Here is a 23,895-nt window from a genome sequence, read left to right as displayed (position 1 = left end):
ATGCTTGGTCATCACGATATCCCCCCGACTTCTTTTTGAACCGAAGTTCGTTTATAGGGTGCGCTAATGGTAGGGATTTTCATCAGGAAGCTTTTTACGTTTATGTAAAAGAGCGTTGATTTCTCCGCCTAGGATAATTAAAATGCCGCTCAAGTAAAACCAAATCATCAGAACGATGATTCCCCCGATGCTCCCGTAAGTGGCGCTATAGTTCGCAAACGTGCTGACGTAAAATGAAAACAATGTGCTGACAATGATCCAGCCGATAGTCGCAAAGACCGCACCCGGCATGACAAACCGGAGAGACAGCTTTTTGTTCGGCGCAATCACATACAGCGCGGAAAAAACAATCAAAAGCACAAGCGGGCTGACACCCCAGCGAATGGCGGCCCAGACGGATAAAAACAGATCCGACGCGCCGACAAAGTCAGAAGCGAGCCTTCCAATCTCCCGGCCAAATACCGGCAGAAGCAAAGCCACTAAAATCGTAAATACCATGGCAATCGTCAAAAAAATCGAGGTTAGACGAACAATGATAAAAGAGCGGTTTTCTTCCACATCATACGCGTGGTTCAGCGACCGGACGATCGCGTTCATTCCATTAGACGCAGACCATAATGCGGCGATAATCCCGAATGACAGCAAACCGCCATTTCGATTATTTAAGGTTTGATGGGTAATGGATTCAACGAGTGACATCGCACTGGCGGGAGCATATTGTTCTATGACTCCTAAAACATCATCGGTAGAAAGCGGAAGATACGCGGTGAGCGTCAGCATAAAAATCAAAAACGGAAACAGTGACAATAGAAAAAAATACGCCAGCTCCGCTGATTTACTTTGTCCTTCATGAAGGGTGTATCTGCTGAAAAGCTCTTTCAAAAAACTCATGTCGTCTCACCTCGCATGTTTGATCATTTTTTTGAAAAATGCTCTTTCGTTTCTTGCACGAGTTCCATCACTTGCGGCGTTGTTTTCTTCAGCTCTTTCACCTGCTGGTTCACAAAGTCGACTTCCTTTGAAAGCGTTTGGGCGAGCTTTTTGGCCTCATCCACTTTTGTGATGACAGTGTTTTTTAACAGCTCTGGGTTGCTTTTGTACAGTGAAAGTTTATGCTTGCATGTCAGCCATCTCATGCCGCACGCCTGTCTTGTCGGCTTATGGAGCAGTGATAACGCCGCGCCTGCCGCAGCTCCGAGAAATATCCCTTTCAGCATTAAACGTTCGTTGTTCATGCAAATTCTCCTTTCACTCACAATTGTTTTTCTTTTTGAATAGACGCAAGCAGATGCTCACAGCCTGATTTGATTAATTGGCAGACTTCTTCAAAATTCCCTGTGTAGTAAGGATCGGGAACGTCGGCAAGATCTGAATCTTCAACATAGTCCAAAAGCCTTTTGATATGCGAGGTGTTTTTAAATCCCGCCATGCTTCTGAGACTTCCGATATTTTCTGCATCCATTGCAATGATGTAATCAAAATCGGCCAGATCCTGTTCGCTGACTTGACGCGCCAGCATGCCATCAAAGCCGATTCCTTCTCTGCGCAATATCTCCTGCGTTCCCTCATGCGGGGGGTTGCCGATGTGCCAGCCGCCAATACCGGCTGAGTCCGCCTTGATTTTCCCCTCTAATCCTTTTTTGGCTGCCAGGTCCCGAAAAATCGCTTCCGCCATCGGAGACCGGCAAATGTTACCTAAACAAACAAATAACACGCTTATCATGATGTGCAACCTCCCTATTCTTTGCCCCTATTTCTCTAAAAAGAAACCTTCATGAATATCTTAGTAGGATGTTCATTTCCTTTTCAACTGATGTCTTCACTTTTTTGGAATTAAAAGCCTGCTTTTAGAATAGGGTTTTTTTCTGATGGAATTCTGTTAGAATAAAACATACCTATATTGCGCATAGAAAGGATGGAACCATTTGTCCAGCCCAAATACAGAAACATTAACTCAAATGATTGAAGAGATTTCCCAAAAGCTGAACATGCTGAACGTCGGCGTAATCAAAGCGGAGGATTTCAGTGATGAGAAGATTGAAGACCTCACGTACCTTCACAGCATGGTGATGAAAAAAGAATCATTCAGCCCAAGTGAAATGCAGGCGATTGCTCAAGAATTAGCCTCGCTTCGTAAATAATGGAGACTGGCCGGAAACTCGGCGAGTCTTTTTTATCATTTCCTCAAACCAAAACAGTAAAGTGTTCGAATAAGATTTGAAGGAGTACAAGCATGCAAACGACATCTATAAAAACAGCATCCGGAATGTATATCAACTACTTCTTTCTGGGGATGGTCAACATTATTCTCGCATCCAATATGTCCTCATTAACAAAACAGTGGAATACCGATCCGACCGGCATCAGTTATGTCATTGCCGCTATCGGGTTTGGCAAACTGCTGACATACGGCATTTCCGGAGTTCTATCAGATAAAATCGGCAGAAAGCCGCTTGTTGTCGCTTCTGCGGGAATTATGGCCGTCTTTTTAGTCGGTATTCCTTTATCACCGAGCTATGAACTGGCGTTTGTGTTCGCTTTATTAGCCGGAGTCGCTAATTCAGCCATGGATGCCGGAACATATCCGGCCCTAACCGAGCTCTTTCCGTCTGCTTCCGGTTCGGCAAATGTCTTGGTTAAAGCCTTTATGTCTGTGGGGGCCGCACTTTTGCCGCTTTTGATCACATTTTTAGCAGACCACAGCATGTTTTACGGATTTGCTTTTTATCTGCCGGCAGCGGTCTATCTCCTGAATATTATTTATTTATCAACGCTTTCGTTTCCTAAAAAACATAAGAAACCAACTAATAGCGGCCAACAGGAATCTCCCGTTTTCTTGTCTGAACCCGTTTTTCAGAAAGAAGGCACCGCACTGATTATCATCGGTTTTACATCCACGGCTTTATTTACGGTTTCTCAAATCTGGCTCCCGAGCTACGCGCAAAAGGCAGCCGGTTTAGCTGAATCAGCATCTGTACAATTGCTGAGCTATTATAGTATAGGATCTCTGGCATCTGTTTTATTATTAGCCGTTTTGCTGAACAGATGGGTCAAACCTGTCTTCATAACGCTCTTATATCCTATTATTACTTTATGTACACTCGCAGTCATGCTGACCGTTCATATCCCAGTTGTGCTGGACATCACTGCCTTTTTCTTAGGCTTTTCAACTGCGGGTGTGTTTCAAATTACCATTACGTTAATGACAGAGCTTTTCTGGAAGCGAAAAGGAACCGTTACCGGAATTGTAGCGACCGCTTCAAGCCTTGCATCGATTCTGCTGCCGATTGCAACAGGGCTTATCGCAAAAGCGGGGGGCATCGCCCATATTTTCATATTCGACTTCGGCATTGCGGTCATCGGAACGGCTGCAGCTGCTTTCTTGTATTACAGGTACAAGAAACTGACGGCTGTTCAAGCTGATGTCACGTTATGATCAAAAAAACGGACGCCCGCGGGCGTCCGTTTTTTCTTTATTTCTCAAGCAATGCCAATGACTCGCGGTTAAATGCCGGTATATCGTCCGGTGTGCGGCTAGTGACCAATTGATCTTGGCAAACAACCACTTCCTTGTCCACAACGTCGGCACCGGCGTTTTCCATGTCAACACGAATGGACGTATAGCCTGTCGCTTTTCGGCCGTCGAGCGCTTTCGCATTGATTAAAAGCTGCGGGCCATGGCAAATAGCGAATACCGGCTTTTTGTCAGTCATAAACGCTTTTGCAAATTGGACGAAACGATCGTCAGCACGAAGCTGGTCTGGTGAAAATCCTCCGGGAATCAAAAGCGCATCAAAGTCTGAAAGATTTACGTCGTCAATGGACGCGTCAACCGTCACTTCCGCTTTTCCCTGCTTGCCTTTTACTGTTTTTCCTTTTTCATTTTCGATGACAGTCAGTTCATGTCCCGCTTCTTTAAAGGCTTTCGCAGGCTCAGTGTACTCGCTGTCCTCAAAGTAATCTGTCAAAACAACTGCAATTTTTTTCCCCATGGTTCATAACCTCCCGCTTTATATGTCTACATAAAACACTCTACCCCAGCCACACTAAAATAAACATTTTGCGAATATGGACAAACGATAAGCATAAATACCCAGTATTTGTCGCTTGAAGCTGCTACATAGTACTCATTTTTCTCCCTTTTACAATAATCATAAAGAAACACCTACAAATAGTTACAAAATATTCTTACAATAGGAGCTGTAACACAAATTTCGTTGAAAGGTGGAGAACTGGTGAGAATACAGAAAAGACGAACACACGTCGAAAACATTCTCCGTATTCTTTTGCCCCCAATTATGATACTTAGCCTAATCCTCCCAACACCACCCATTCATGCAGAAGAAAGCGCGGCTCCTCAGGTGCATCTGAGTATTTTGGCTACGACTGATATTCATGCCAACATGATGGATTACGATTACTACAGCGACAAAGAAACGGCGGATTTCGGTCTGGCGAGAACAGCGCAATTGATCCAAAAGCACCGCGAGCAAAACCCTAACACCCTGCTTGTGGATAACGGCGACTTGATTCAAGGGAATCCGCTGGGTGAATACTCGGTGAAATATCAAAAAGACGACATTATCTCCGGCACGAAAACCCATCCGATTATCAGCGTCATGAATGCGCTGAAATACGACGCCGGAACGCTTGGCAATCATGAATTCAACTACGGGCTCGACTTTCTCGACGGCACAATCAAAGGAGCCGATTTCCCGATTGTAAATGCCAACGTCAAAACAACTAGCGGTGAAAACCGTTATACGCCGTATGTGATTAATGAAAAAACCCTCATTGATGAAAATGGTAATGAGCAGAAAGTAAAAGTCGGTTACATAGGCTTTGTCCCGCCGCAAATCATGACATGGGACAAAAAGAATCTCGAGGGACAGGTGCAGGTGCAGGATATCGTAGAATCCGCCAATGAAACGATCCCGAAAATGAAGGCGGAAGGCGCAGATGTCATTATTGCCCTCGCCCACACCGGCATTGAAAAGCAGTCACAATCATCAGGTGCAGAAAACGCCGTGTTTGACCTTGCCACCAAAACGAAAGGCATTGACGCGATTATCTCGGGCCATCAGCACGGACTCTTTCCTTCCGCCGAGTATGCGGGTGTTGCTCAGTTCGATGTGGAAAAGGGAACAATTAACGGCATTCCTGTCGTCATGCCAAGCAGCTGGGGCAAATATTTAGGCGTGATTGACCTCAAGCTTGAAAAGGCGGACGGCTCATGGAAGGTAGCAGATTCCAAAGGAAGTATTGAATCTATTGCTGGCAACGTCACATCAAGAAACGAAACCGTTACAAACACCATTCAGCAAACACACCAAAACACACTGGAGTATGTCCGAAAGCCAGTCGGCAAAACCGAAGCAGATATTAACAGCTTCTTTGCACAGGTCAAAGATGATCCTTCCATTCAGATCGTGACTGACGCGCAAAAATGGTATGCCGAAAAAGAAATGAAGGATACCGAGTACAAGAACCTGCCGATTTTATCCGCTGGAGCGCCGTTTAAAGCAGGCGGCAGAAACGGAGCCAATTACTATACAAACATTCCAGCCGGAGATCTTGCGATTAAAAATGTCGGTGACTTGTACCTTTACGATAATACTGTTCAAATCGTCAAACTGACAGGCAGCGAAGTCAAGGACTGGCTGGAGATGTCAGCAGGCCAATTCAATCAAATTGATCCAGCCAAAGGCGGCGATCAGGCCTTGCTGAACGAGAATTTCCGCTCCTATAATTTTGACGTGATTGACGGTGTCACATATCAGGTCGATGTGACAAAACCGGCTAAATACAATGAGAACGGAAAAGTGATCAATGCGGATTCATCCCGGATCATCAACCTTTCCTATGAAGGCAAGCCGATCAGCCCAAGCCAGGAATTTCTCGTGGTCACCAATAACTATCGTGCGTCCGGAGGCGGCGGGTTCCCTCATCTGACGAGTGATAAAATTGTCCACGGCTCTGCAGTTGAAAACAGGCAGGTGCTGATGGATTACATTATTGAACAAAAAACAGTCAATCCTAAGGCAGACAACAACTGGTCAATCGCGCCTGTTTCCGGCACGAATCTGACGTTTGAATCCTCGCTTTTGGCGAAGCCATTTGCCGATAAAGCAGACGACGTCGCTTATGTAGGCAAGTCTGCGAATGAAGGCTATGGTGTGTATAAGCTGCAATTCGATGATGATTCAAATCCAGATCCTCCTAAAGACGGACTGTGGGATCTGACCGTCATGCACACCAATGATACGCACGCACATCTCGATGATGCAGCGAGACGAATGACGAAAATCAACAAAGTACGCAGCGAAACAAATCACAACATTCTCCTTGATGCGGGAGATGTGTTTTCCGGCGATCTGTATTTTACAAAATGGAACGGTTTGGCCGATCTGAAAATGATGAACATGATGGGCTATGACGCCATGACTTTCGGGAACCATGAATTTGATAAAGGCCCGACAGTGCTTTCTGATTTTCTAAGCGGAAACAGCGCAACCGTTGATCCGGCGAACCGCTATCACTTTGAAGCACCGGAATTTCCGATTGTCAGTGCAAACGTAGATGTGTCAAATGAACCCAAGCTGAAATCATTTGCCAAAAAGCCGCAAACCTTTACGGCAGGTGAAGAGAAAGAGGCCGGCATCCACCCTTACATTCTGTTAGACGTTGACGGGGAGAAAGTCGCCGTATTCGGCCTGACAACGGAAGATACGGCTACCACATCAAGCCCGGGCAAAAGCATCGTATTCAATGATGCCTTTGAAACAGCCCAAAACACCGTCAAAGCGATTCAAGAAGAAGAAAAGGTAAATAAGATTATTGCTTTAACCCACATCGGGCATAACCGTGATCTTGAGCTAGCCAAAAAAGTAAAAGGCATTGACTTGATCATCGGCGGACACACTCACACCCTCGTTGACAAAATGGAGGTCGTAAACAACGAAGAACCGACGATCGTGGCGCAGGCAAAAGAATACGGCCAATTCTTGGGGCGCGTTGATGTCGCGTTTGATGAAAATGGCGTTGTGCAAACAGACAAATCAAATCTGAGCGTGCTGCCGATTGATGAACATACAGAAGAAAACCCAGAAGCAAAACAAGAGCTCGATCAGTTCAAAAGTGAATTAGAGGACGTGAAAAATGAAAAAGTCGGCTACACGGATGTGGCGCTTGACGGCCAGCGTGAGCATGTGCGCACGAAGGAAACAAATCTCGGAAACTTCATTGCGGACGGTATGCTGGCAAAAGCGAAAGAAGCAGCCGGCGCCAGAATAGCGATAACAAATGGCGGCGGCATCAGAGCCGGCATTGACAAAGGGGATATCACACTCGGCGAGGTGCTCAACGTGATGCCGTTCGGCAATACGCTTTACGTGGCCGATTTAACCGGAAAACAAATTAAAGAAGCCCTTGAACAAGGCCTAAGCAATGTGGAAAATGGCGGCGGCGCTTTCCCTCAGGTGGCCGGAATCGAATATACCTTTACATTAAACAACGAACCTGGACACCGTGTGTTAGAAGTGAAAATTGAATCGCCTAACGGAGACAAAGTTGCTATAAATACGGATGATACCTACCGCGTGGCAACAAATAATTTTGTCGGTGCCGGAGGAGACGGATATTCTGTCTTTACAGAAGCCTCCCATGGTGAAGACCTTGGCTACGTTGATTATGAGATTTTCACCGAACAGCTGAAAAAACTAGGAAACAAGGTCTCTCCTAAGCTTGAAGGACGGATCAAAGAAGTATTCCTGCCGACAAAGCAGAAGGACGGCAGCTGGACACTTGATGAAGACAAATTTGCGATTTACGCTAAAAATGCCAACACGCCGTTTGTCTATTACGGAACACATGAAGGATCACAAGAGAAGCCTATCAATCTCAAAGTAAAAAAAGATCAGGTCAAACTTTTGAAAGAAAGAGAGTCAGATCCTTCATTGACGGTGTTCAACTACTGGTACAGCATGAAGATGCCAATGGCGAACCTTAAAACCGCAGACACTGCAATCGGAATCAATTCGACGGGAGAATTGGATGTGTCACTGGCAGATGTATATGACTTTACAGTAAAGCAAAAAGGAAAAGAAATAAAATCATTCAAGGAGCCCGTACAGCTTTCGCTTCGCATGTTTGATATTGAAGAAGCCCATAACCCTGCCATTTATCACGTCGATAGAAAAAAGAAAGCTTTCATAAAGACAGATCACGGATCAGTTGACGATGATATGGTGACAGGATATACAAACCACTTCAGCGAATACACGATCTTAAATTCCGGAGAGAACAACAAACCGCCTGCATTCCCGTCAGATCAACCGACAGGCGGTGATGACGGCAATCATGGCGGCGGCTCCGACAAACCAGGCGGAAAACAGCCAACTGACGGAAACGGAGGAAATGATACGCCTCCCGGCACTCAACCGACTAACGGTTCGGGCGGGTCAGGAACAGACGGTCCAGCTGGCGGCCTGCTTCCGGACACAGCCACATCCATGTACTCGATCCTGTTGGCCGGATTTCTGATTAGTGCACTCGGAACGGCATTGTACTTACATCAGAGGAGAAAACAGAATAGAGCGAATCAGGCATAAAAAAGAGCTGCTCGCTATGCGAGCAGCTTTCTTTATTTAAACCCACTTCACAACATCTTCAACAGCAGATCTTGTTTTCGGGCGAGGGTCTCTCACTCGGTAGCCGAATGCCACCATCACAGAAATATCGAAGCTTCCGTTTTCCAGAAGGCCTTCTTCTTCAAGAATACGGTGAATGTGATCGTACTGGAAGCCTTCGATTGGGCAGGAATCAACACCGATTTGCGCAGCGGCAGTCATCATGTTGCCAAGCGCGATATAGGTTTGTTTTGATGCCCAGTCAAACAATGTTCTGTCACTTTCAAGCAAATGCAAATCGTTTTTCTGGAATTCTTCTGTTTTGCTTAAATAGCCCTCATACACGTCTTGAGGCATTTGTTTTACTTCTTTTAAATGACGTTTGATGTAGTCCGCATTATATTTGATATCCTTCGCTGTACGCGCAAGAATCAGGACGAAATGGCTTGCGGTCGGCAGCTGCTTTTGCGCGCCCCATGTGTATTCACGAAGCTTCTCGCGGAATTCCGGATTTTGGACGACGACAAATTTCCAAGGCTCAAGGCCGAGTGAGCTCGGAGACAGTCTTCCTGTTTCTAAAATAAATTCAAAATCGCTGTCTGACACTTTTTTATTCGGGTCAAATTCCTTAGTCGCATGCCTGAAATTGTATGCATCCAGAATTTGTTTCTTTAGATCTGCCATGTAAAACACCTCTCCTTTAGGTTACTCTCATCTCTATTGTAGCCATTATGATAAAAAGTAAAAGTACGCACATTTTTGTTGGATAGTATCAATTTTGATACCAAACAAAAAAGCGCGCTGCCGCAGGCAGGCGCCTCTCTCATTTCCCCCGCCGCGCAAAATCAACAAATCGGAATTTGTCGAGACGGTGTCTGCTTTCCGTATATTGAAACAAACTGGTATCCTCCAAAAAGACGTAGTTTCTCACCACGACCATATGGTCATAGCCGCGTAAATCGAGCAGCTCTCTGTCCTCGTCCGTACACGGCTCGGCGACAATTTCTTTTTGGGCGTAACTGATCGAAAGACCGAGCTCTCCTTCTATATATTCATATATGGAGTTTTCACAAATTTCTTTCGTCAGGTGAGGGACATGCTTTCTGAAAAAGTAATCCTTGTCCAAAATCACATGTTCCCCGTCAATCTTTCTAGACCTGATGACTTCCCAGATGTCGTCATCCAGATTGGCCCGGAGCTGTTTTTGGATCAGCTCTGACGGAGGCTCCAGCCCGAATTTGTGTACAGTTGTTTTCGTTTCTTTGCCAAGCGTTTGCGCGAGTTCCTTGAAGCTGACAAGACCCGAAACGGGAAACTGCATTTTTTCACGGTTGAGCACGACGGAGCCTTTTCCCCTGATTTTCTGGATATAACCGTTTTGCGCGAGCATATGAAGCGCCTTTCGGACCGTTTCTCTTGATGTACCGTACTGTGCGGTCAACTCATGTTCAGACGGAAGAATCTCCTCCGCTTTCCATCGGCCGCCTTCAATTTGCTGTGCGATGTCTTTATAAATTGTGATGAATTTATTCACCTTCATTATGGACCACCCAGCTTAGTTTAACACGGTTTCGTTAAACGATAAACAATGGACTCATACGGGCGAAGCGTCATGTTCTGAAGCCCTTCCCTTGCTTCATCGTTCGTCAACAGCACCTCTGCCTTCCATTCGTCAGGCGCTAAAGAGTCCGGCAGTGTAAAGGCCGCCTCTGTCCCGTAAAAATTATTGATCACGAGCAGCTTTTCATTGCTGCCGTGTCTGAGATACGCAAAAATGTTCGGGTCATCCTTTGCGATTAACTCATACGTTCCCTCTGTCACAATGTCATACATTTTGCGAATTCGAATCAATTTTTGATAATGGTAAAACACCGAATTTTGATCCCTCAGCGCCGCTTCAGCATTGATTTCCCGATAATTTCCTGCAACCGGTATCCATGGTGTGCCCGTTGTAAAACCGCCATTCTCCGTAGCATCCCACTGAACAGGGGTTCTGGAATTGTCGCGGGATTTCGCCTGTAAAATGGCTGTGATCTCTTGATCTGCCATTCCTTTTTCCTTAAAGGCGTGATACATGTTCAGCGATTCGACATCCCGATAGGAGCTGATGTCCGAAAACTTCGGATTCGTCATCCCCAGCTCCTCGCCCTGATAAATATAAGGCGTGCCCTGCATCATATGAATGGCCGTAGCTAGCATTTTCGCCGATTTCACCCTATATGCTCCATCATCTCCATATCTTGATACAACGCGCGGCTGATCATGATTGCACCAGAACAGAGCGTTCCATCCCCCTCCTGCATGCATCCCCGTTTGCCAGTCGGATAGGATCTCCTTCAGCTTCAAAAAGTCAAACGGCGCCAAGGCCCATTTTTCGCCGTTGGGATAGTCAACCTTGAGATGATGGAAGCTGAATGTCATATCAAGTTCTTTATTGTCAGGATTCGTATACCGGATGCAGTGGTCTACGGTTGTTGAAGACATCTCACCGACCGTCATGCTGTCGTAATGCGAAAACACCTTTTCGTTCATTTCATGCAAAAATTCGTGCACCCGCGGCCCATCAGTGTAAAAAGAGCGGCCGTCGCCGCCATCCTCCGCATTCGGAAAGCGCTGATCTTTAGAAATCAGGTTGATGACATCAAGCCTGAAGCCGTCTATTCCCTTTTCAAACCAAAAATGCATCATGTCATAGACATGCTTTCTGACCTCTTCATTTTCCCAATTCAAATCAGCCTGTGTCACGTCAAACAGATGCAAATAGTATTGGCCCGACGCTTCATCAAGTTCCCATGCCGATCCCCCGAATTTCGATTCCCAGTTCGTCGGAAGAGAACCGTTTTCCTGCGGATCTTTCCATATATAAAAATCACGATACGGGCTGTCTATGGAAGAGATCGCCTCGCGAAACCATTTGTGCTCTGTTGACGTATGATTGACAACAAGATCCATGACGACTTTCAAGTCTCTTTTATGTGCTTCGGACACTAGCCGCTCAAAATCCTCCATCGTTCCGTATTCAGGATAAATCGAGTAATAATCACGAATATCGTACCCATTATCATGCTGAGGAGAATCATAAATCGGCGTCAGCCATAGCACATCCACCTGAAGTGTTTTTAAGTAATCCAGCTTTTCAATAATGCCGTTCAAATCGCCGACACCGTTTCCCGTTGTATCGTTAAAGCTTTTCGGATAAATTTGATAAACCACAGCTTTTTTCCACCATGGCGTTTGTTCTGTTTTCATCTGTCTCCACCACCATATTTAAATTGAAAACGGGAAAAGGGAACGTTCAACACGTCCCGCTCCCCATTTGTTATTTATGTTTGAATCTCGCATACGCGTATGTTCCGGCAAACGGCACGATCAATACAATAGCCATCCCGATTGCAAACGCGCCCCAGTACTGGCTCATGATTGAGAAAATCCCCGGCACGCCGCCGACACCGACGGAGCTTGCCAGCACACCTTGAGAAGAAATATACATTCCGGCCAGGCCAGAGCTGACCATTGCAATGATAAACGGGAATCTGTATCGCAGATTCACCCCAAAGATGGCAGGCTCTGTAATGCCAAGATAAGCAGAAATCCCTGATGTGAGGGAGAGGCCTTTTTGTTTCTCATCCTTCACGATAAACATCATGGCCAGAGCTGCCGAACCTTGTGCGATATTAGAAAGCGCCAGCATCGGCCATAAAAAGGTGCCGCCGAGCTTTGATCCGATGAGCTGCAGGTCGACTGCAAGAAACGTGTGATGCATACCGGTAATCACGAGCGCTGAGTAGAAACCGCCATATAACAGACCGCCCAGTGCGGCAAAAGAACCGAACACCGAGATAAGCCCTGAAGTCAGTACATTACCGATCGCAAATGTAATCGGGCCGATAATGATAAAAGAGGCAAATCCCGTTAAAAGAAGCGTAATTGGTGCGACAACGAGCAGCTGTATGCCCTCAGGTGTGCGTTTTGTTAAAAATACCTCAATCTTCGCCAGCATATAAGAAGCAAGCAAAATTGGGAGCACCTGGCCCTGATAGCCGACTTTCTGCACCTCTAGGCCGAATAGATTCCATACCGGGATCTCTCCGCTTTGTTCTGCCGCGCCATATCCCCACGCATTCAGCAAATCAGGATGCACGAGCATAACTCCGAGCACAATGCCGAGAAGCGGATTGCCGCCGAACCGCTTGACGGCAGACCATCCGATTAACGCAGGCAAAAACGTAAAGGCCGTGCCTGCAATCAGGTTAATCATATTAGCAAGATCCGCCCACTGCGGATAAACCTGCACAATCGATTTTGTGCTGAAGAAAATGCCTTCCGCCGTTAAAATGTTATTGATCCCCATTAAAAGACCCGCCGTGACAATCGCAGGCAATATTGGAATAAAAATATCTGCAAGCGTTTTCACAGCACGCTGCAAAGGATTCATATTTTTTTCTGAGGCCTTCTTCACTTCATCCTTTGTTGACTCGCCAATCCCCGTTTCCTTAACCAGTTCAGCATATACTTTATTGACAGTTCCCTGGCCGATTACGACCTGAAACTGTCCGTTTGTCGAGAATGATCCCTTTACCACATCAATTTGATCAAGCATCTCTTGGTCAACCTTGCTTTCATCTATTAAAGCAAAACGCAAACGTGTAACACAATGAGTTGCCGCTGCAATATTTTCAGCACCGCCGACTGCTTCGACAATCTGACGTGCCGATTTGTTCAGTTCCCCCATGCCAACCCCTCCGTATCCGTTTTTATAACTTGTATATACAACTTATAATCATATTGTATTCCTGTATATACAGGTAGTCAACACTTTTTTATAGCGCTTTCATCCTAGTCTGGATTATATGAAACAGACAAGGTTACCCTAAAAGTCACAAGCACTTATTGAATATGACATTAAAAAGCAGGGTGAGCCTCTATGAATAAACGCGACAAAGCGCTTCAGCTCATCAAAGAGCTTGAAGACAATCAGGACAGACCGATCTCTCCCAATTTGAAGGAAAACCTCGATAATCTGACCCAGCTTACAGAAGGTTGCTCAAACATCGTATTTAGACAATTTGACTTTGGAAACGGGCTGTGCGGATTTATTGTTTATGAAGAAACTTTGAAAAGTTAATAACAGAATCGACCATCAAAGGATCGAGAGAGGGCTTCACTGAAAGCCTCAGGGTATAATGTTTTGCGCGGCGTCTGCCCGCTAGCCGATTTCTTTCCCCGCCATACAGCTGAGGCTCTCCGTGAAGAGGGAGTGCGCCTGCCGAAAACCGTTGGTCAGACGGTCAGCATCCTCGGCGCTCTTGTTATTGGGACAGTACTGATGCGGAAATTGTGTCTGCCCCATGGTGATGATTGTATCTTGGATCGCTCAGACCTGATCATCGCGGCCTTTTGGATTCCCGTCATTATAGTGAAGTATCGTGGTACAGCCTATCGCTCTTACACTCAAGGAAACGACCCGAAAGCCATGTATACACCAACCGGCAGCTTTTGGTTCTTCTTACATACAAATCAGCTTCGACTTTAACAGAATCAAACCAATCATTAATGTAGTGATTTCTATTTTGCTGCCTTTACTCATTTATTTGATCATAAAAAGCAAAGCGTTGTTCGGCGCCAAAGCAAAGCACTAGGAATTTTTAGCTTCTTTTGTTTGATAAACAGGATTCTGTTTTGTTTTTCTTATATCTTTCAGGTAGTACTGTTCAGATGTAAAGAATTCGGTGTACAGCGCTTTTACCTTTCTGCTCAATAACAACAGCGCAATCACATTTGGAACGAGAATAAAAGCCAATGCTAAGTCCAAAAAGCCCCAAATGGCTTTTGCTCCGCCTGCGGCACCTATGATAATAGCCGCTAAATATACGAATTTAATCACGTGTCCTGCCAGCCGCCCGAACAGAAATTCAGCTTGCTTTACACCGTAAAAAATGACAACCATAATGGTTGATACGACAAAGAAGACTAGGGAAACCGAAACGAAGTACCCTCCGCCAGAACCGAAATAATGCTGAAATGCAGCCGTCGTCAGTGCTGCCGGGTCAATTGAGGCGTTCTTCCCTGTCCAGACACCAGATGCAAGAACGACAAAAGCGGTGGTCGTGCAGATGATCAAGGTGTCAATGACAATGCCGATCACAGACCAAAACCCTTGCCGCACAGGATGATCAGTCATTGCTGCCGCATGTGCAATCGGGGCTGTTCCCATTCCGGCTTCATTAGAATAAAGCCCGCGGGCAAATCCCCAGCGAACGGTTTCCGCCAACGCAGCACCTGCGAACCCTCCAACTGCTGAAGAAGAGGTAAACGCATTTGAAAAGACGAGAGAGAAAAACGCCGGCACTGATGATAGATTCATGAGAACAATCAGGAGACCGGCACCTGCGTATGCCCCTGCCATAAGAGGCACGACAAACTCTGTTACTTTTCCGATCCGCTTTACCCCTCCTATCACCACTAACCCAATCAAAAATGCAATTCCGATTCCTGCGTATATTTTATTGAAAGAAAACGTCTCGGCAAGCGAGACTGAAACCGAATTTCCCTGAACCATAATGCTGGGAATCAGCTCCACAATCAGCGCAACAGAGAAGAATACGCCGAGCCATTTCATGCGCAGCCCTTTTGTTATGTAATACATCGGTCCCCCGACGTATTCACCCTGCTCATTTTTTTCTCTGTAATGAACAGCAAGAACACTTTCAGAAAACTTAATCGCCATGGCAAATAAGGCAATAAGCCACATCCAAAAAACCGCTCCTGGTCCTCCAAACATAATAGCGGCGGGCACACCGACAATGTTCGCTGCACCGATCGTTGAACTGAGGGCTGAGGTCAATGCCTGAAGCGGTGTGACTGTGCCCTCTCCCTTCGGCTTTTTTCCTACGCTGCCGATTGTCTGTTTGAAAATGTATAAAGGATAGCGAAATTGAAAACCTTTCAGCAAAATTGTGAAATACAACCCCGTCCCCGTCAGCAGGATGATTAGCGGCGGCCCCCACAGCCAATCAGATATATGCTCTATCCATACTAATAGACGTTCCATCCCATCACCCTTTTTTCGTTTATGGGTCATTTCCCATAGATGGAAAAACATAAACCTTTTGACATAGAACTTGGAACATAAAAAGGATGGCTTTTATCAATCGCCATCCTGCAGACAAGACAAATCAGCTGGAAGAAGGTCTGTTTCGTCCAAGCCGGTCATATACTTTATTCTTATAAAAAGCTGATGCTGGCTTTGAAAACATGCCTTTTTTGTCGACAAGCTTATCAAGCAGCAATTGCTTTTCAGATTTTTTCCTGATTAATTGCTCGCGTTCTTTTTCGTCATAGCACTTTTCGATTAAATGGTCGATGGTCATAAGCTCTTTTTTGAGAGGGCCCTCGTCCTCTGCCATTCCCGCGTTTTTCAAAATACGATAGCCCATGCGCAGCGATTCCGGCAAGTGTGCCGCGTCATCCTTCGGCAGCGGCTTCCCCATTCCCGGGAGGTTTTGAAAGTCCCCGTCTTTGATGGCGCGCTTAATTTTATCTTCAGACACAATATGGGAAAAATCCATCATTTCACCTCTTTTTATCTATATCTTATATTTTATCATACAATTCCCAATGTACCATTTTATTCCTTTATTTCTAGTAAGATACCTTGTTTTACATTTGGTAATATCAAAGCGAAACGTTGATTCGACGGCGTTTTTCGCCACTTTCTCCATCATACGATTTTCACTTTTCTAATCTGCTGATTCGTGTTATATTGGATACGTTCGTTTTTTCTATCGTTTCGCTCGAACTGGATCGGAAAAAAGGAGTGTAACAATGAAAACATTTATAAAAGAAAGAGGACTGGCCTTCTTCTTAATCGCGGTCGTCCTGTTATGGATCAAAACGTATGTCGGTTATGTCCTGAACTTCAACTTAGGAATAGACAACACGATACAAAAAATATTGCTTTTTGTGAATCCTCTTAGCTCAAGCTTGTTCTTTCTTGGCTTTGGACTCTTGTTCAAGAAAAAATTACAGCAGACAGCCATTATAGTGATTCATTTTTTAATGTCTTTTTTACTGTACGCCAACATTGTGTACTACAGATTTTTCAATGATTTTATTACAATTCCGGTCATTATGCAGGCTAAAACAAACGGCGGCCAACTCGGTGACAGCGCATTTTCGCTGATGAGACCGACTGACGCCTTTTACTTTATCGATACGATCATCCTGATCATCTTGGCGATCAAAGTAAACAAGCCTGCCGAAACGTCAAGCAAAAAATCGTTCCGAATTATTTTTGCGTCTTCAATTCTTGTGTTCTTGATCAACCTGGCAGTTGCGGAATCAGACCGTCCTGAATTGCTGACAAGATCATTCGACCGGAACTATCTTGTGAAATACTTGGGAACATACAATTTCACGATTTATGACGCTGTACAGAATATCAAGTCCAACAGCCAGCGCGCGCTTGCCGATTCCAGCGACGTGACGGAAGTAGAAAACTACATGAAAGCCAATTACGATGTGCCGAATAACGTGTATTTCGGCAAAGCGGAAGGAAAAAACGTCATTTACGTTTCACTTGAATCTTTGCAGTCATTTATCATCGACTATAAAATTGACGGCAAAGAAGTGACACCGTTCTTAAATAAACTGGCACATGATAACGAAACGTTCTACTTTGATAACTTTTTCCACCAAACGGGACAAGGCAAAACATCTGATGCTGAATTTATGATGGAAAACTCTCTGTACCCGCTGGCTCAAGGTTCAGTTTTCGTAAACAAAGCGCAAAACACGCTGCAATCCGTTCCGGCGATTCTGAAGTCTAAGAATTACACATCTGCTACTTTCCACGGGAACACGCAGACGTTCTGGAACCGTAACGAAATGTACAAAGCGGAAGGCATTGATAAATTCTTTGATTCTGCTTACTATGACATGAACGAAGAAAACACGAAAAACTACGGCATGAAAGACAAACCGTTCTTCAAAGAATCAATGCCGCTGCTGGAAAGCCTGCCGCAGCCGTTCTATACGAAGTTCATTACCCTGTCTAACCACTTCCCATTCGGAATGGATGAGGGGGATACAGACTTCCCGGCTGGAGACTTTGGTGACTCTGTCGTCGATAACTACTTCCAGTCAGCCCATTACCTTGATCAGTCCATTGAACAATTCTTCAATGATCTGAAAAAAGACGGGTTATATGATAAATCGATTATTGTGATGTACGGAGACCACTACGGCATCTCTGAAAACCACAATAAAGCGATGGCGAAAGTGCTTGGCAAGGATGAAATCACTGATTACGACAACGCCCAGCTTCAACGGGTGCCGCTCTTTATCCACGCTGCCGGCGTGAAGGGCGAGAAAGTTCATAAATATGCCGGAGACGTTGATGTGGCTCCTACCATTCTGCATCTGCTCGGAGTGGATACGAAGGACTATCTGATGTCCGGTTCTGATATTTTATCGAAAGAACACCGTGAAGTGATTCCGTTCCGAAACGGAGACTTTATTTCACCGAAGTACACGAAAATATCCGGTAAGTATTACGACACGAAAACCGGAAAAGAACTCGATGAATCCGAAGTCGACAAGTCAGAAGACTCGCTCGTCAAGAAGGAACTTGAAATGTCCGATAAAATCATAAACGGAGACCTGCTGCGGTTCTACGAGCCGAAGGGTTTTAAGAAGGTGAATCCTTCTGATTATGATTACACAAAACATGACGAAGATTCTTCCGAAACGTCAAAGGATAACGAAGATAAATAAGAAAAAGCGGAGAGGTTGCCCTCTCCGCTTTTTTTATTTGACAGCAGCTCTCAATTCTTCCGCCGCAAATTCCACATTCGGGCCAATAATGACTTGAACCGATTGCCCCCCTGATTTGACAACCCCTTTTGCGCCTGCTTTCTTTAGCAGCGCTTCATCCACCAAAGCGGTATCCTTCACAGTCAGTCGCAGCCTTGTGGCGCAATGATCAATGGTTTGAAGGTTTTCTTTTCCGCCGAGCCCTTTCAGCATGATGTTTTCATTTACATCCTGAACAGTATTTTCATCCAGCACTTCATCCACATCATCGTCTTCCCGTCCAGGCGTTTTTAAATTCAAAGCCTTAATCAGTACATAAAACACGATAAAGTATACTGCTGCATAGCATATACCTACCAAAAGCAGAAGCAGCGGTTTTTCCGCGATTCCATAGCTGAGCACATAATCGATAGCTCCGGCTGAAAAAGAGAAGCCTGAGCGGATGCCGAGCCAGTTGACGATAAATAAAGATAACCCGGTTAAGACCGCGTGAACAGCGTATAAAAGCGGAGATAAAAACATAAATGCAAACTCAATCGGCTCCGTAATCCCTGTGATAAACGCCGTTAAAGCAAACCCAATCATCATCCCAGCCGTCGCTTTCCGTTTAGACGGCTTCGCAGTCACAACCATAGCCAGACACGCCGCCGGAAGACCGAACATCATGATTGGGAAGAATCCCGTCATATATGTGCCCGCTGTCGGATCTTTCGCGAAAAAGCGCGCCAGATCCCCTGTCACTCCGTTATATTCTCCAAATTGGAACCAGAAAATATTGTTCAGCACATGGTGAAGGCCAAGCGGAATTAACAGCCTGTTGAAAAGGCCGAATATGCCTGCCCCGATGCCGCCGAGCCCGAGCATCCACTCTCCAAACGAGTTTATACAAGATTGAATCGGCGGCCAGACGACTCCGAATATGCCCGCTAAAATGATCGTAATAATGGCTGTTATAATCGGCACAAGCCGTCTGCCACTGAAAAATCCGAGATATTCAGGCAGCTTGGTATCCTTGAAGCGGTTATAGGTGTAACCGGCAATTAAACCGGCAATAATTCCCCCAAACACCGCCATGTTATTTGTTTTATCAATTGTCTTTGTTGCCGCGTCAAGCATCAGATACGATATCGCCCCTGATAAACCCGCGGCCCCATTGCTGTCTTTTGAAATGCCGATGGCAATTCCGATCGCAAAAATAAGCGGCAGATGATCAAAAACCGCCGTCCCCGCCTGATAGACAAACGGGATATTAAATACATCCTCTCTGCCAAGCGCAAGGATAATTCCAACCGCAGGCAGAACTGCAATCGGGAGCATAAATGACTTCCCGAGTTTTTGTAAAAATGAAAGCATACCCATCCCCCTCATACCCTTTTTTTTCAAATATACCATATAAGATATCTAGTGATCTATACCAATTTTCCCGGGGGTATTTCTTTTTTCCCAGGCCCGTGTGTTTCCTATTTTTAAGACAGTTGTGGTAAGCTTAATCTAGATTATTTAAAAAGAAAGCGGGAATGACAGATGATTGTAACAAACGATCAAGAATTAGAAGGCCTGAAAAAAATCGGAAGAATCGTCGCGCTTGCGCGTGAAGAAATGAAGCGGAAGGCAGAGCCCGGCATGAGCACAAAAGACCTTGACCTTATCGGAAAAGCTGTGCTTGATGAGCACGGCGCCGTTTCAGCTCCTGAGAAGGAATACGATTTTCCAGGCGTGACATGCATCAGTGTAAATGATGAAGTGGCTCACGGCATACCAAGCACATCCAAAATTTTAAAAGCAGGGGACCTTGTCAACATCGACATCTCCGCTGAATTTGGCGGCTTCTATTCCGACACAGGCATCTCATTTGTGCTCGGTGAAGGAGAAGAACGCCTTCATAAGCTTTGCCAATGCGCGGAAAACGCTTTTCAAAAGGGGCTTCAGCAGGCAAAAGCGGGCAAGCGCCAAAACCAGATCGGAAGAGCCGTTTATCATGAAGCACGCTCTCAAGGCTTTACCGTCATCAAAACCCTGACCGGCCACGGAATCGGACGAAGCCTGCATGAAGCGCCGAATCACATCATGAACTATTATGATCCGTTTGATAACGCACTGTTCAAAAATGGCACAGTCATCGCGCTTGAACCGTTTATTTCAACGAAAGCAGAAACGATTGTTGAAGCTGGAGACGGCTGGACGTTCAAGACGCCGGATAAAAGCATGGTTGCCCAAGTTGAACACACGATCGTCATCACAAAAGATGAACCGATTATCCTGACGAAACTGTAAAACACATTCCGGGCTTCCGGCAGGTTTAACCTCCTCCAATAGCAGGTAAAACATCATTATTCTGCACGAGGAGGTCTTGCAATGAACAGAGATCAAGAAAAAATCCAAATTGAAAACGAAATGAACGCGATGCATGGCACAATAAAAGAAGACATTTTAAAAGACTTTGAGGAATTTAAAGGCTACCTGAAAAAACAAGTCAACCGAGGCAAAAAGCTGGGATTGGATGACGGCAAGCTTGTAAAAAGCGCTGCGATCCTGGGAGACTACCTCGCAAAGCATGAAGAGCCGCAAAACGGTGAAGAAATGCTGCTGCAAGAGCTTTGGAGCGTTGCAGACGAAGATGAGAAAGAACATTTGGCACAGCTTCTGGTCAAATTGGTTGATAAACAATAAAACATGAGCCGGGCGATATGCGCCCGGCTTTCTTGATATTGTCACAGCCCGGCTCTTTCAGATATGCTACACTACTATTATGTCTGTGAAAGGAGCCTTTATCTGCATGTGGTTTATTATTTTCGGCATCATTTTTTTCATTGAAGGCATCATTATGACCGTTTACGGCGTTAAGAAAAAAAACGGGATGCTCACATATATCGGCATTGTTTTCGCCATTATGACATTTGGCGTTGTCATGATCAAACTAACCGGCCATTAAATCATATTCGGCTTTTGCTCCGCATATACATACAGAAGAACATTCGTACATCTAGTGCGAAAGGCTCAGTTTTCCCCGCATCTCTTTTCAGCATCTTTTTATAGATGTTACAATGCCAATCGTTTCGAAATCAGATAGGGAAAGGAGTTTTCTGACATGCATTACGGCAGTAAAGGCTGGTATGTGGCAGAACTAAAAAAGCAGGGGATCACGCACCATGAAGGAAGAAAGCTTCAAAGCTATAAAACCTATTTTCTTGCCAACCTGCTTGAATCAAAGAAAAAACAATCTTAAATATGGCAAAGCCGCGCACGTTGATATGCGCGGCTTTTTTCTATTCAACCGGCTGCAGCCTGTCCTTTTTTTTCATAAAGGACGCTCTCCAGCTTTCCGATAGTGCAGCCTCACTTAAAATCCGTTCAATGGCGGTGAGATTTTTTGCATCATGGTAGTTGATGCAGTTGGCGAACTGGACGGATATGCCCTTCTCTCCTCTGGACAGCAATTCAAGGTTCGCGCCGGGAGACACCCTGCCCTCCTCCAGCACGCGAAAATAAAACCCTGTATAGCCGGTTTGCTGGACCTTCAGCACCATTTCTTTTACACCAAACTTTTTCGCCAGCTTTACACACGGCTGGCGCGGCTGGCTGACCTGAACAACAGCTTCATCAAGCCTGAACACATCCCCGATGCAAACATTCTCCTCAGTCAGGCCCGCGACCGTCAGATTTTCTCCAAATGCGGCATTTGACAGCGGTCTTGAAAGGAACTCTTCCCAAAACGGATAATGCTCCGCCGGGTAGACACAGACAGCCTTATCAGGTCCGCCGTGGTTGACGAGGTCCGCCTGTCCGTCTCCTTCAAAATTCTCCCGATACAGCATGACGGCTGATTCAGCCGGCCGCTTCATGATGCCGGTTTCGATTTTCTTTCCGTCATATTCAAGCGTCTGCGGTTTTCCCAGATTAAGAGAAAGAACTGAATAGCGCTCTTGTTTCATACAAACACATCCCCTTTACAGGTTGTAAAATGATTGATTATCATAAAAAGAAAAGGTGGTTTTTACATGCTTCAATACCGAATCATTGTAGACGGCCGGGTTCAAGGTGTGGGCTTTCGCTATTTTGTTCAAATGGAAGCTGATAAGCGAAAACTGGCCGGCTGGGTCAAAAACCGTGATGACGGGCGTGTCGAGATTTTGGCAGAGGGGCCGGAAAACGCCCTGCAATCGTTTGTTGAGGCTGTAAAGAACGGAAGCCCTTTCTCAAAGGTTACCGACATCTCTGTGACTGAATCCCGCAGCCTTGAAGGCCATCATCGATTTTCTATTGTTTACTCATAAGGCTTATCTTGATAAAAATAGTTCGGCTTAACGATTGAGTTATCATAGGAGCGGTGGAAGATATGAGTGGCAGCGGGTGAAATTGGCGGAATCAGCCACGTCCAGTCCCCCGTCAGCTTTCTGCCCGCTTCTTCCTCCTGTTCTTCAAACCGTTTAAACTGGCTTGCCGCTGTATGATGGTCAACGATGCTGACACCCTGCTTTTTATACGAGTGCAGCACAGCTTTATTCAATTCAACTAGCGCTTGATCCTTCCATAAATCCGTATTGTAATCAGCGGCGATGCCGATCACGGACGCTACTTTTTTGAGCTTGTCGTACCGCTTTTCATCTGCGAGGTTTCTCGCTCCGATCTCCGTGCCCATATACCAGCCGTTAAATGGCGCGGCATTATAATGAATGCCCCCGACCTCAAGCTTCATATCAGAAATAATAGGCACGCCGTACCACTTCAGCTCCAAATCAGAAAACGCCTCGATGTCGGGATGTGTGATTGGAACCTCGATCACAAGTGAACGCGGCAGCTCATACCAGACAGGCTGTTCGCCCCCTTTCATGCGAAAAATGAGCGGCAGCAGGTCAAAATCCGTTCGCTCTCCCCGCCAGCCGAGCTCTTCGCAGGCTGCTGTCAGGGAACAGGAAGCCGGGTCGCCGATTCTTTCTCCGTCTGACTCATATCCAGCGTACCGGATCAGCTGATGATTCCAGATCTCGACTTGCTTTTCACCCTTCTCTTCCGGAGGGAAAATCGTAATGGTCGGTCTGATTTTCCCGTTATTGGTGGCGGTTTCAATATGGTGAAAGAGGGCGTCACGCACTTCCTCCTTCGTCCGGACGTCTCGTCTGTCGATAACATTCAGCGAATTCCAGAACAATCTGCCGATGCAGCGGTTGCTGTTTCTCCAAGCCATTTTCGCTCCGTGCTCTAGCTCTTCCTTCGTATGTACATAGCTTCCGGTCAGGTCAATTTCACTTTTAATGTCCTCGAGACGGTCTTTCACTTCCTCCTCCTTTCCCAATTCCTGATAGCATGCGGCAATAAACGCTTTCGCTTCGTTCCAGAGTATTTCTTTTTCTTCCAACAAACTCTCCCCTTCACATCACTTCATGCTTTTCATTGTATCGTTTTTAAGCGGCAAGACAAATGATTTTTCTGCAACTTCCTGGAAAACAATAAAAAA

Annotated in this window: 23 protein-coding genes and 3 pseudogenes; 12 read left to right on the top strand and 14 right to left on the bottom strand. The window is 45.6% G+C overall.

Annotated elements, in window-relative coordinates; genetic code table 11:
• Nucleotides 1-63 precede the first annotated feature (63 nt).
• Genes CW370_RS18775 through yfkJ form a run of 3 tightly spaced genes read right to left on the bottom strand, consistent with a single transcriptional unit; the run spans nucleotide 64 to nucleotide 1,723 of the window.
• A complete protein-coding gene (locus CW370_RS18775) occupies nucleotides 64-891 on the bottom strand; it encodes a YihY family inner membrane protein (RefSeq protein ID WP_003242564.1) in 828 nt (275 codons plus the stop codon).
• Between the two features lie 23 nt (nucleotides 892-914).
• Nucleotides 915-1,235 carry a hypothetical protein gene (locus tag CW370_RS18770; protein ID WP_003233665.1) on the bottom strand — a complete coding sequence of 107 codons (321 nt, stop codon included), beginning with the start codon at nucleotides 1,233-1,235 and terminating at the stop codon, nucleotides 915-917.
• A 17-nt stretch (nucleotides 1,236-1,252) separates the two neighbouring features.
• Nucleotides 1,253-1,723 carry a protein-tyrosine-phosphatase gene (gene yfkJ / locus CW370_RS18765; RefSeq protein WP_101169906.1) on the bottom strand — a complete coding sequence of 157 codons (471 nt, stop codon included), beginning with the start codon at nucleotides 1,721-1,723 and terminating at the stop codon, nucleotides 1,253-1,255.
• A gap of 202 nt (nucleotides 1,724-1,925) precedes the next feature.
• Here yfkJ and CW370_RS18760 point away from each other — a divergent pair, with 202 nt between their 5' ends.
• The gene (locus CW370_RS18760) at nucleotides 1,926-2,141 is read left to right on the top strand and encodes a DUF1128 domain-containing protein (protein ID WP_010330293.1); all 216 of its coding nucleotides are present in this window, start codon (nucleotides 1,926-1,928) and stop codon (nucleotides 2,139-2,141) included.
• Between the two features lie 92 nt (nucleotides 2,142-2,233).
• Nucleotides 2,234-3,436, top strand: coding sequence for an MFS transporter (locus tag CW370_RS18755; protein WP_029946135.1), 1,203 nt, complete (start codon nucleotides 2,234-2,236; stop codon nucleotides 3,434-3,436).
• 37 nt (nucleotides 3,437-3,473) lie between these two features.
• Here the strand turns inward: CW370_RS18755 and yfkM are convergent, their stop codons facing one another.
• Nucleotides 3,474-3,992 carry a general stress protein 18 gene (gene yfkM / locus CW370_RS18750; RefSeq protein ID WP_029946134.1) on the bottom strand — a complete coding sequence of 173 codons (519 nt, stop codon included), beginning with the start codon at nucleotides 3,990-3,992 and terminating at the stop codon, nucleotides 3,474-3,476.
• Between the two features lie 243 nt (nucleotides 3,993-4,235).
• On the opposite strand from yfkM, the gene CW370_RS18745 reads away from it, so the two are divergent.
• Nucleotides 4,236-8,609, top strand: a complete 4,374-nt coding sequence (locus tag CW370_RS18745) for a multifunctional 2',3'-cyclic-nucleotide 2'-phosphodiesterase/3'-nucleotidase/5'-nucleotidase (protein ID WP_101169905.1) — start codon at nucleotides 4,236-4,238, stop codon at nucleotides 8,607-8,609.
• Between the two features lie 36 nt (nucleotides 8,610-8,645).
• Here the strand turns inward: CW370_RS18745 and CW370_RS18740 are convergent, their stop codons facing one another.
• The 4 genes from CW370_RS18740 to treP all read right to left on the bottom strand — a co-directional run bounded on the left by CW370_RS18740 (nucleotide 8,646) and on the right by treP (nucleotide 13,359).
• Nucleotides 8,646-9,311, bottom strand: a complete 666-nt coding sequence (locus tag CW370_RS18740; protein ID WP_014476144.1) for an NAD(P)H-dependent oxidoreductase — start codon at nucleotides 9,309-9,311, stop codon at nucleotides 8,646-8,648.
• A 139-nt stretch (nucleotides 9,312-9,450) separates the two neighbouring features.
• The gene (gene treR / locus CW370_RS18735; RefSeq protein ID WP_003233679.1) at nucleotides 9,451-10,167 is read right to left on the bottom strand and encodes a trehalose operon repressor; all 717 of its coding nucleotides are present in this window, start codon (nucleotides 10,165-10,167) and stop codon (nucleotides 9,451-9,453) included.
• A gap of 20 nt (nucleotides 10,168-10,187) precedes the next feature.
• The gene (gene treC, locus CW370_RS18730) at nucleotides 10,188-11,876 is read right to left on the bottom strand and encodes an alpha,alpha-phosphotrehalase (RefSeq protein ID WP_029946130.1); all 1,689 of its coding nucleotides are present in this window, start codon (nucleotides 11,874-11,876) and stop codon (nucleotides 10,188-10,190) included.
• A 70-nt stretch (nucleotides 11,877-11,946) separates the two neighbouring features.
• Nucleotides 11,947-13,359 (bottom strand): PTS system trehalose-specific EIIBC component, encoded by a 1,413-nt coding sequence (treP, locus tag CW370_RS18725; protein ID WP_003233682.1) that lies wholly within the window; start codon nucleotides 13,357-13,359, stop codon nucleotides 11,947-11,949.
• Between the two features lie 192 nt (nucleotides 13,360-13,551).
• Here treP and CW370_RS18720 point away from each other — a divergent pair.
• The 3 pseudogenes from CW370_RS18720 to CW370_RS18715 all read left to right on the top strand — a co-directional run.
• A pseudogene (locus tag CW370_RS18720) lies at nucleotides 13,552-13,737 on the top strand (spore germination protein); the annotation flags it as partial.
• A 126-nt stretch (nucleotides 13,738-13,863) separates the two neighbouring features.
• Nucleotides 13,864-13,944, top strand: a pseudogene (locus CW370_RS21370) (spore germination protein); the annotation flags it as partial.
• Nucleotides 13,945-13,992: 48 nt separating this feature from the next.
• Nucleotides 13,993-14,266, top strand: a pseudogene (locus CW370_RS18715) (endospore germination permease); the annotation flags it as partial.
• On the opposite strand, the gene CW370_RS18710 reads toward CW370_RS18715, so the two are convergent.
• The 3 genes from CW370_RS18710 to CW370_RS18700 all read right to left on the bottom strand — a co-directional run bounded on the left by CW370_RS18710 (nucleotide 14,263) and on the right by CW370_RS18700 (nucleotide 16,351).
• Nucleotides 14,263-15,678 (bottom strand): alanine/glycine:cation symporter family protein, encoded by a 1,416-nt coding sequence (locus CW370_RS18710; protein ID WP_015252561.1) that lies wholly within the window; start codon nucleotides 15,676-15,678, stop codon nucleotides 14,263-14,265. The pseudogene CW370_RS18715 and the gene CW370_RS18710 overlap by 4 nt on opposite strands.
• A 124-nt stretch (nucleotides 15,679-15,802) precedes the next feature.
• Complete coding sequence (locus CW370_RS18705; protein WP_024573400.1) at nucleotides 15,803-16,195, bottom strand: J-domain-containing protein; 393 nt, start codon at nucleotides 16,193-16,195, stop codon at nucleotides 15,803-15,805.
• An 18-nt stretch (nucleotides 16,196-16,213) separates the two neighbouring features.
• The gene (locus CW370_RS18700) at nucleotides 16,214-16,351 is read right to left on the bottom strand and encodes a hypothetical protein (protein WP_080262685.1); all 138 of its coding nucleotides are present in this window, start codon (nucleotides 16,349-16,351) and stop codon (nucleotides 16,214-16,216) included.
• Between the two features lie 100 nt (nucleotides 16,352-16,451).
• On the opposite strand from CW370_RS18700, the gene ltaS reads away from it, so the two are divergent.
• Nucleotides 16,452-18,401, top strand: a complete 1,950-nt coding sequence (gene ltaS, locus CW370_RS18695; protein ID WP_003233694.1) for a lipoteichoic acid synthase — start codon at nucleotides 16,452-16,454, stop codon at nucleotides 18,399-18,401.
• Nucleotides 18,402-18,434: 33 nt separating this feature from the next.
• On the opposite strand, the gene nagE is transcribed toward ltaS, so the two are convergent.
• Nucleotides 18,435-19,793 (bottom strand): N-acetylglucosamine-specific PTS transporter subunit IIBC, encoded by a 1,359-nt coding sequence (gene nagE, locus CW370_RS18690; protein ID WP_014479158.1) that lies wholly within the window; start codon nucleotides 19,791-19,793, stop codon nucleotides 18,435-18,437.
• A gap of 171 nt (nucleotides 19,794-19,964) precedes the next feature.
• Here nagE and map point away from each other — a divergent pair, with 171 nt between their 5' ends.
• The 4 genes from map to CW370_RS18670 all read left to right on the top strand — a co-directional run bounded on the left by map (nucleotide 19,965) and on the right by CW370_RS18670 (nucleotide 21,666).
• The gene (gene map, locus CW370_RS18685) at nucleotides 19,965-20,714 is read left to right on the top strand and encodes a type I methionyl aminopeptidase (protein WP_003233698.1); all 750 of its coding nucleotides are present in this window, start codon (nucleotides 19,965-19,967) and stop codon (nucleotides 20,712-20,714) included.
• Nucleotides 20,715-20,795: 81 nt separating this feature from the next.
• Nucleotides 20,796-21,110: a DUF3243 domain-containing protein gene (locus tag CW370_RS18680; RefSeq protein ID WP_003242951.1), complete on the top strand. Its 315-nt coding sequence runs from the start codon at nucleotides 20,796-20,798 to the stop codon at nucleotides 21,108-21,110.
• A gap of 106 nt (nucleotides 21,111-21,216) precedes the next feature.
• On the top strand, nucleotides 21,217-21,372 hold the full coding sequence (locus CW370_RS18675) for a hypothetical protein (protein WP_003244572.1): 156 nt from the start codon (nucleotides 21,217-21,219) through the stop codon (nucleotides 21,370-21,372).
• A gap of 156 nt (nucleotides 21,373-21,528) precedes the next feature.
• Nucleotides 21,529-21,666, top strand: a complete 138-nt coding sequence (locus CW370_RS18670; protein ID WP_003233704.1) for a YflJ family protein — start codon at nucleotides 21,529-21,531, stop codon at nucleotides 21,664-21,666.
• A 40-nt stretch (nucleotides 21,667-21,706) separates the two neighbouring features.
• On the opposite strand, the gene CW370_RS18665 is transcribed toward CW370_RS18670, so the two are convergent.
• Nucleotides 21,707-22,372 carry an MOSC domain-containing protein gene (locus tag CW370_RS18665; protein WP_024572946.1) on the bottom strand — a complete coding sequence of 222 codons (666 nt, stop codon included), beginning with the start codon at nucleotides 22,370-22,372 and terminating at the stop codon, nucleotides 21,707-21,709.
• Nucleotides 22,373-22,438: 66 nt separating this feature from the next.
• On the opposite strand from CW370_RS18665, the gene CW370_RS18660 reads away from it, so the two are divergent.
• Nucleotides 22,439-22,714: an acylphosphatase gene (locus CW370_RS18660; RefSeq protein WP_003243829.1), complete on the top strand. Its 276-nt coding sequence runs from the start codon at nucleotides 22,439-22,441 to the stop codon at nucleotides 22,712-22,714.
• On the opposite strand, the gene nosA is transcribed toward CW370_RS18660, so the two are convergent.
• Complete coding sequence (gene nosA / locus CW370_RS18655; RefSeq protein ID WP_029946129.1) at nucleotides 22,705-23,796, bottom strand: nitric oxide synthase; 1,092 nt, start codon at nucleotides 23,794-23,796, stop codon at nucleotides 22,705-22,707. The two genes, CW370_RS18660 and nosA, sit on opposite strands and share 10 nt — an antisense overlap.
• Between the last annotated feature and the right edge of the window lie 99 nt (nucleotides 23,797-23,895).

Origin of the sequence: Bacillus sp. SN32 (genome assembly GCF_002837495.1) — a bacterium.
Taxonomy (GTDB): domain Bacteria; phylum Bacillota; class Bacilli; order Bacillales; family Bacillaceae; genus Bacillus; species Bacillus subtilis.
Note: the sequence above shows the minus strand (reverse complement) of the source record. Positions and strands in the feature narration are given on the sequence as shown.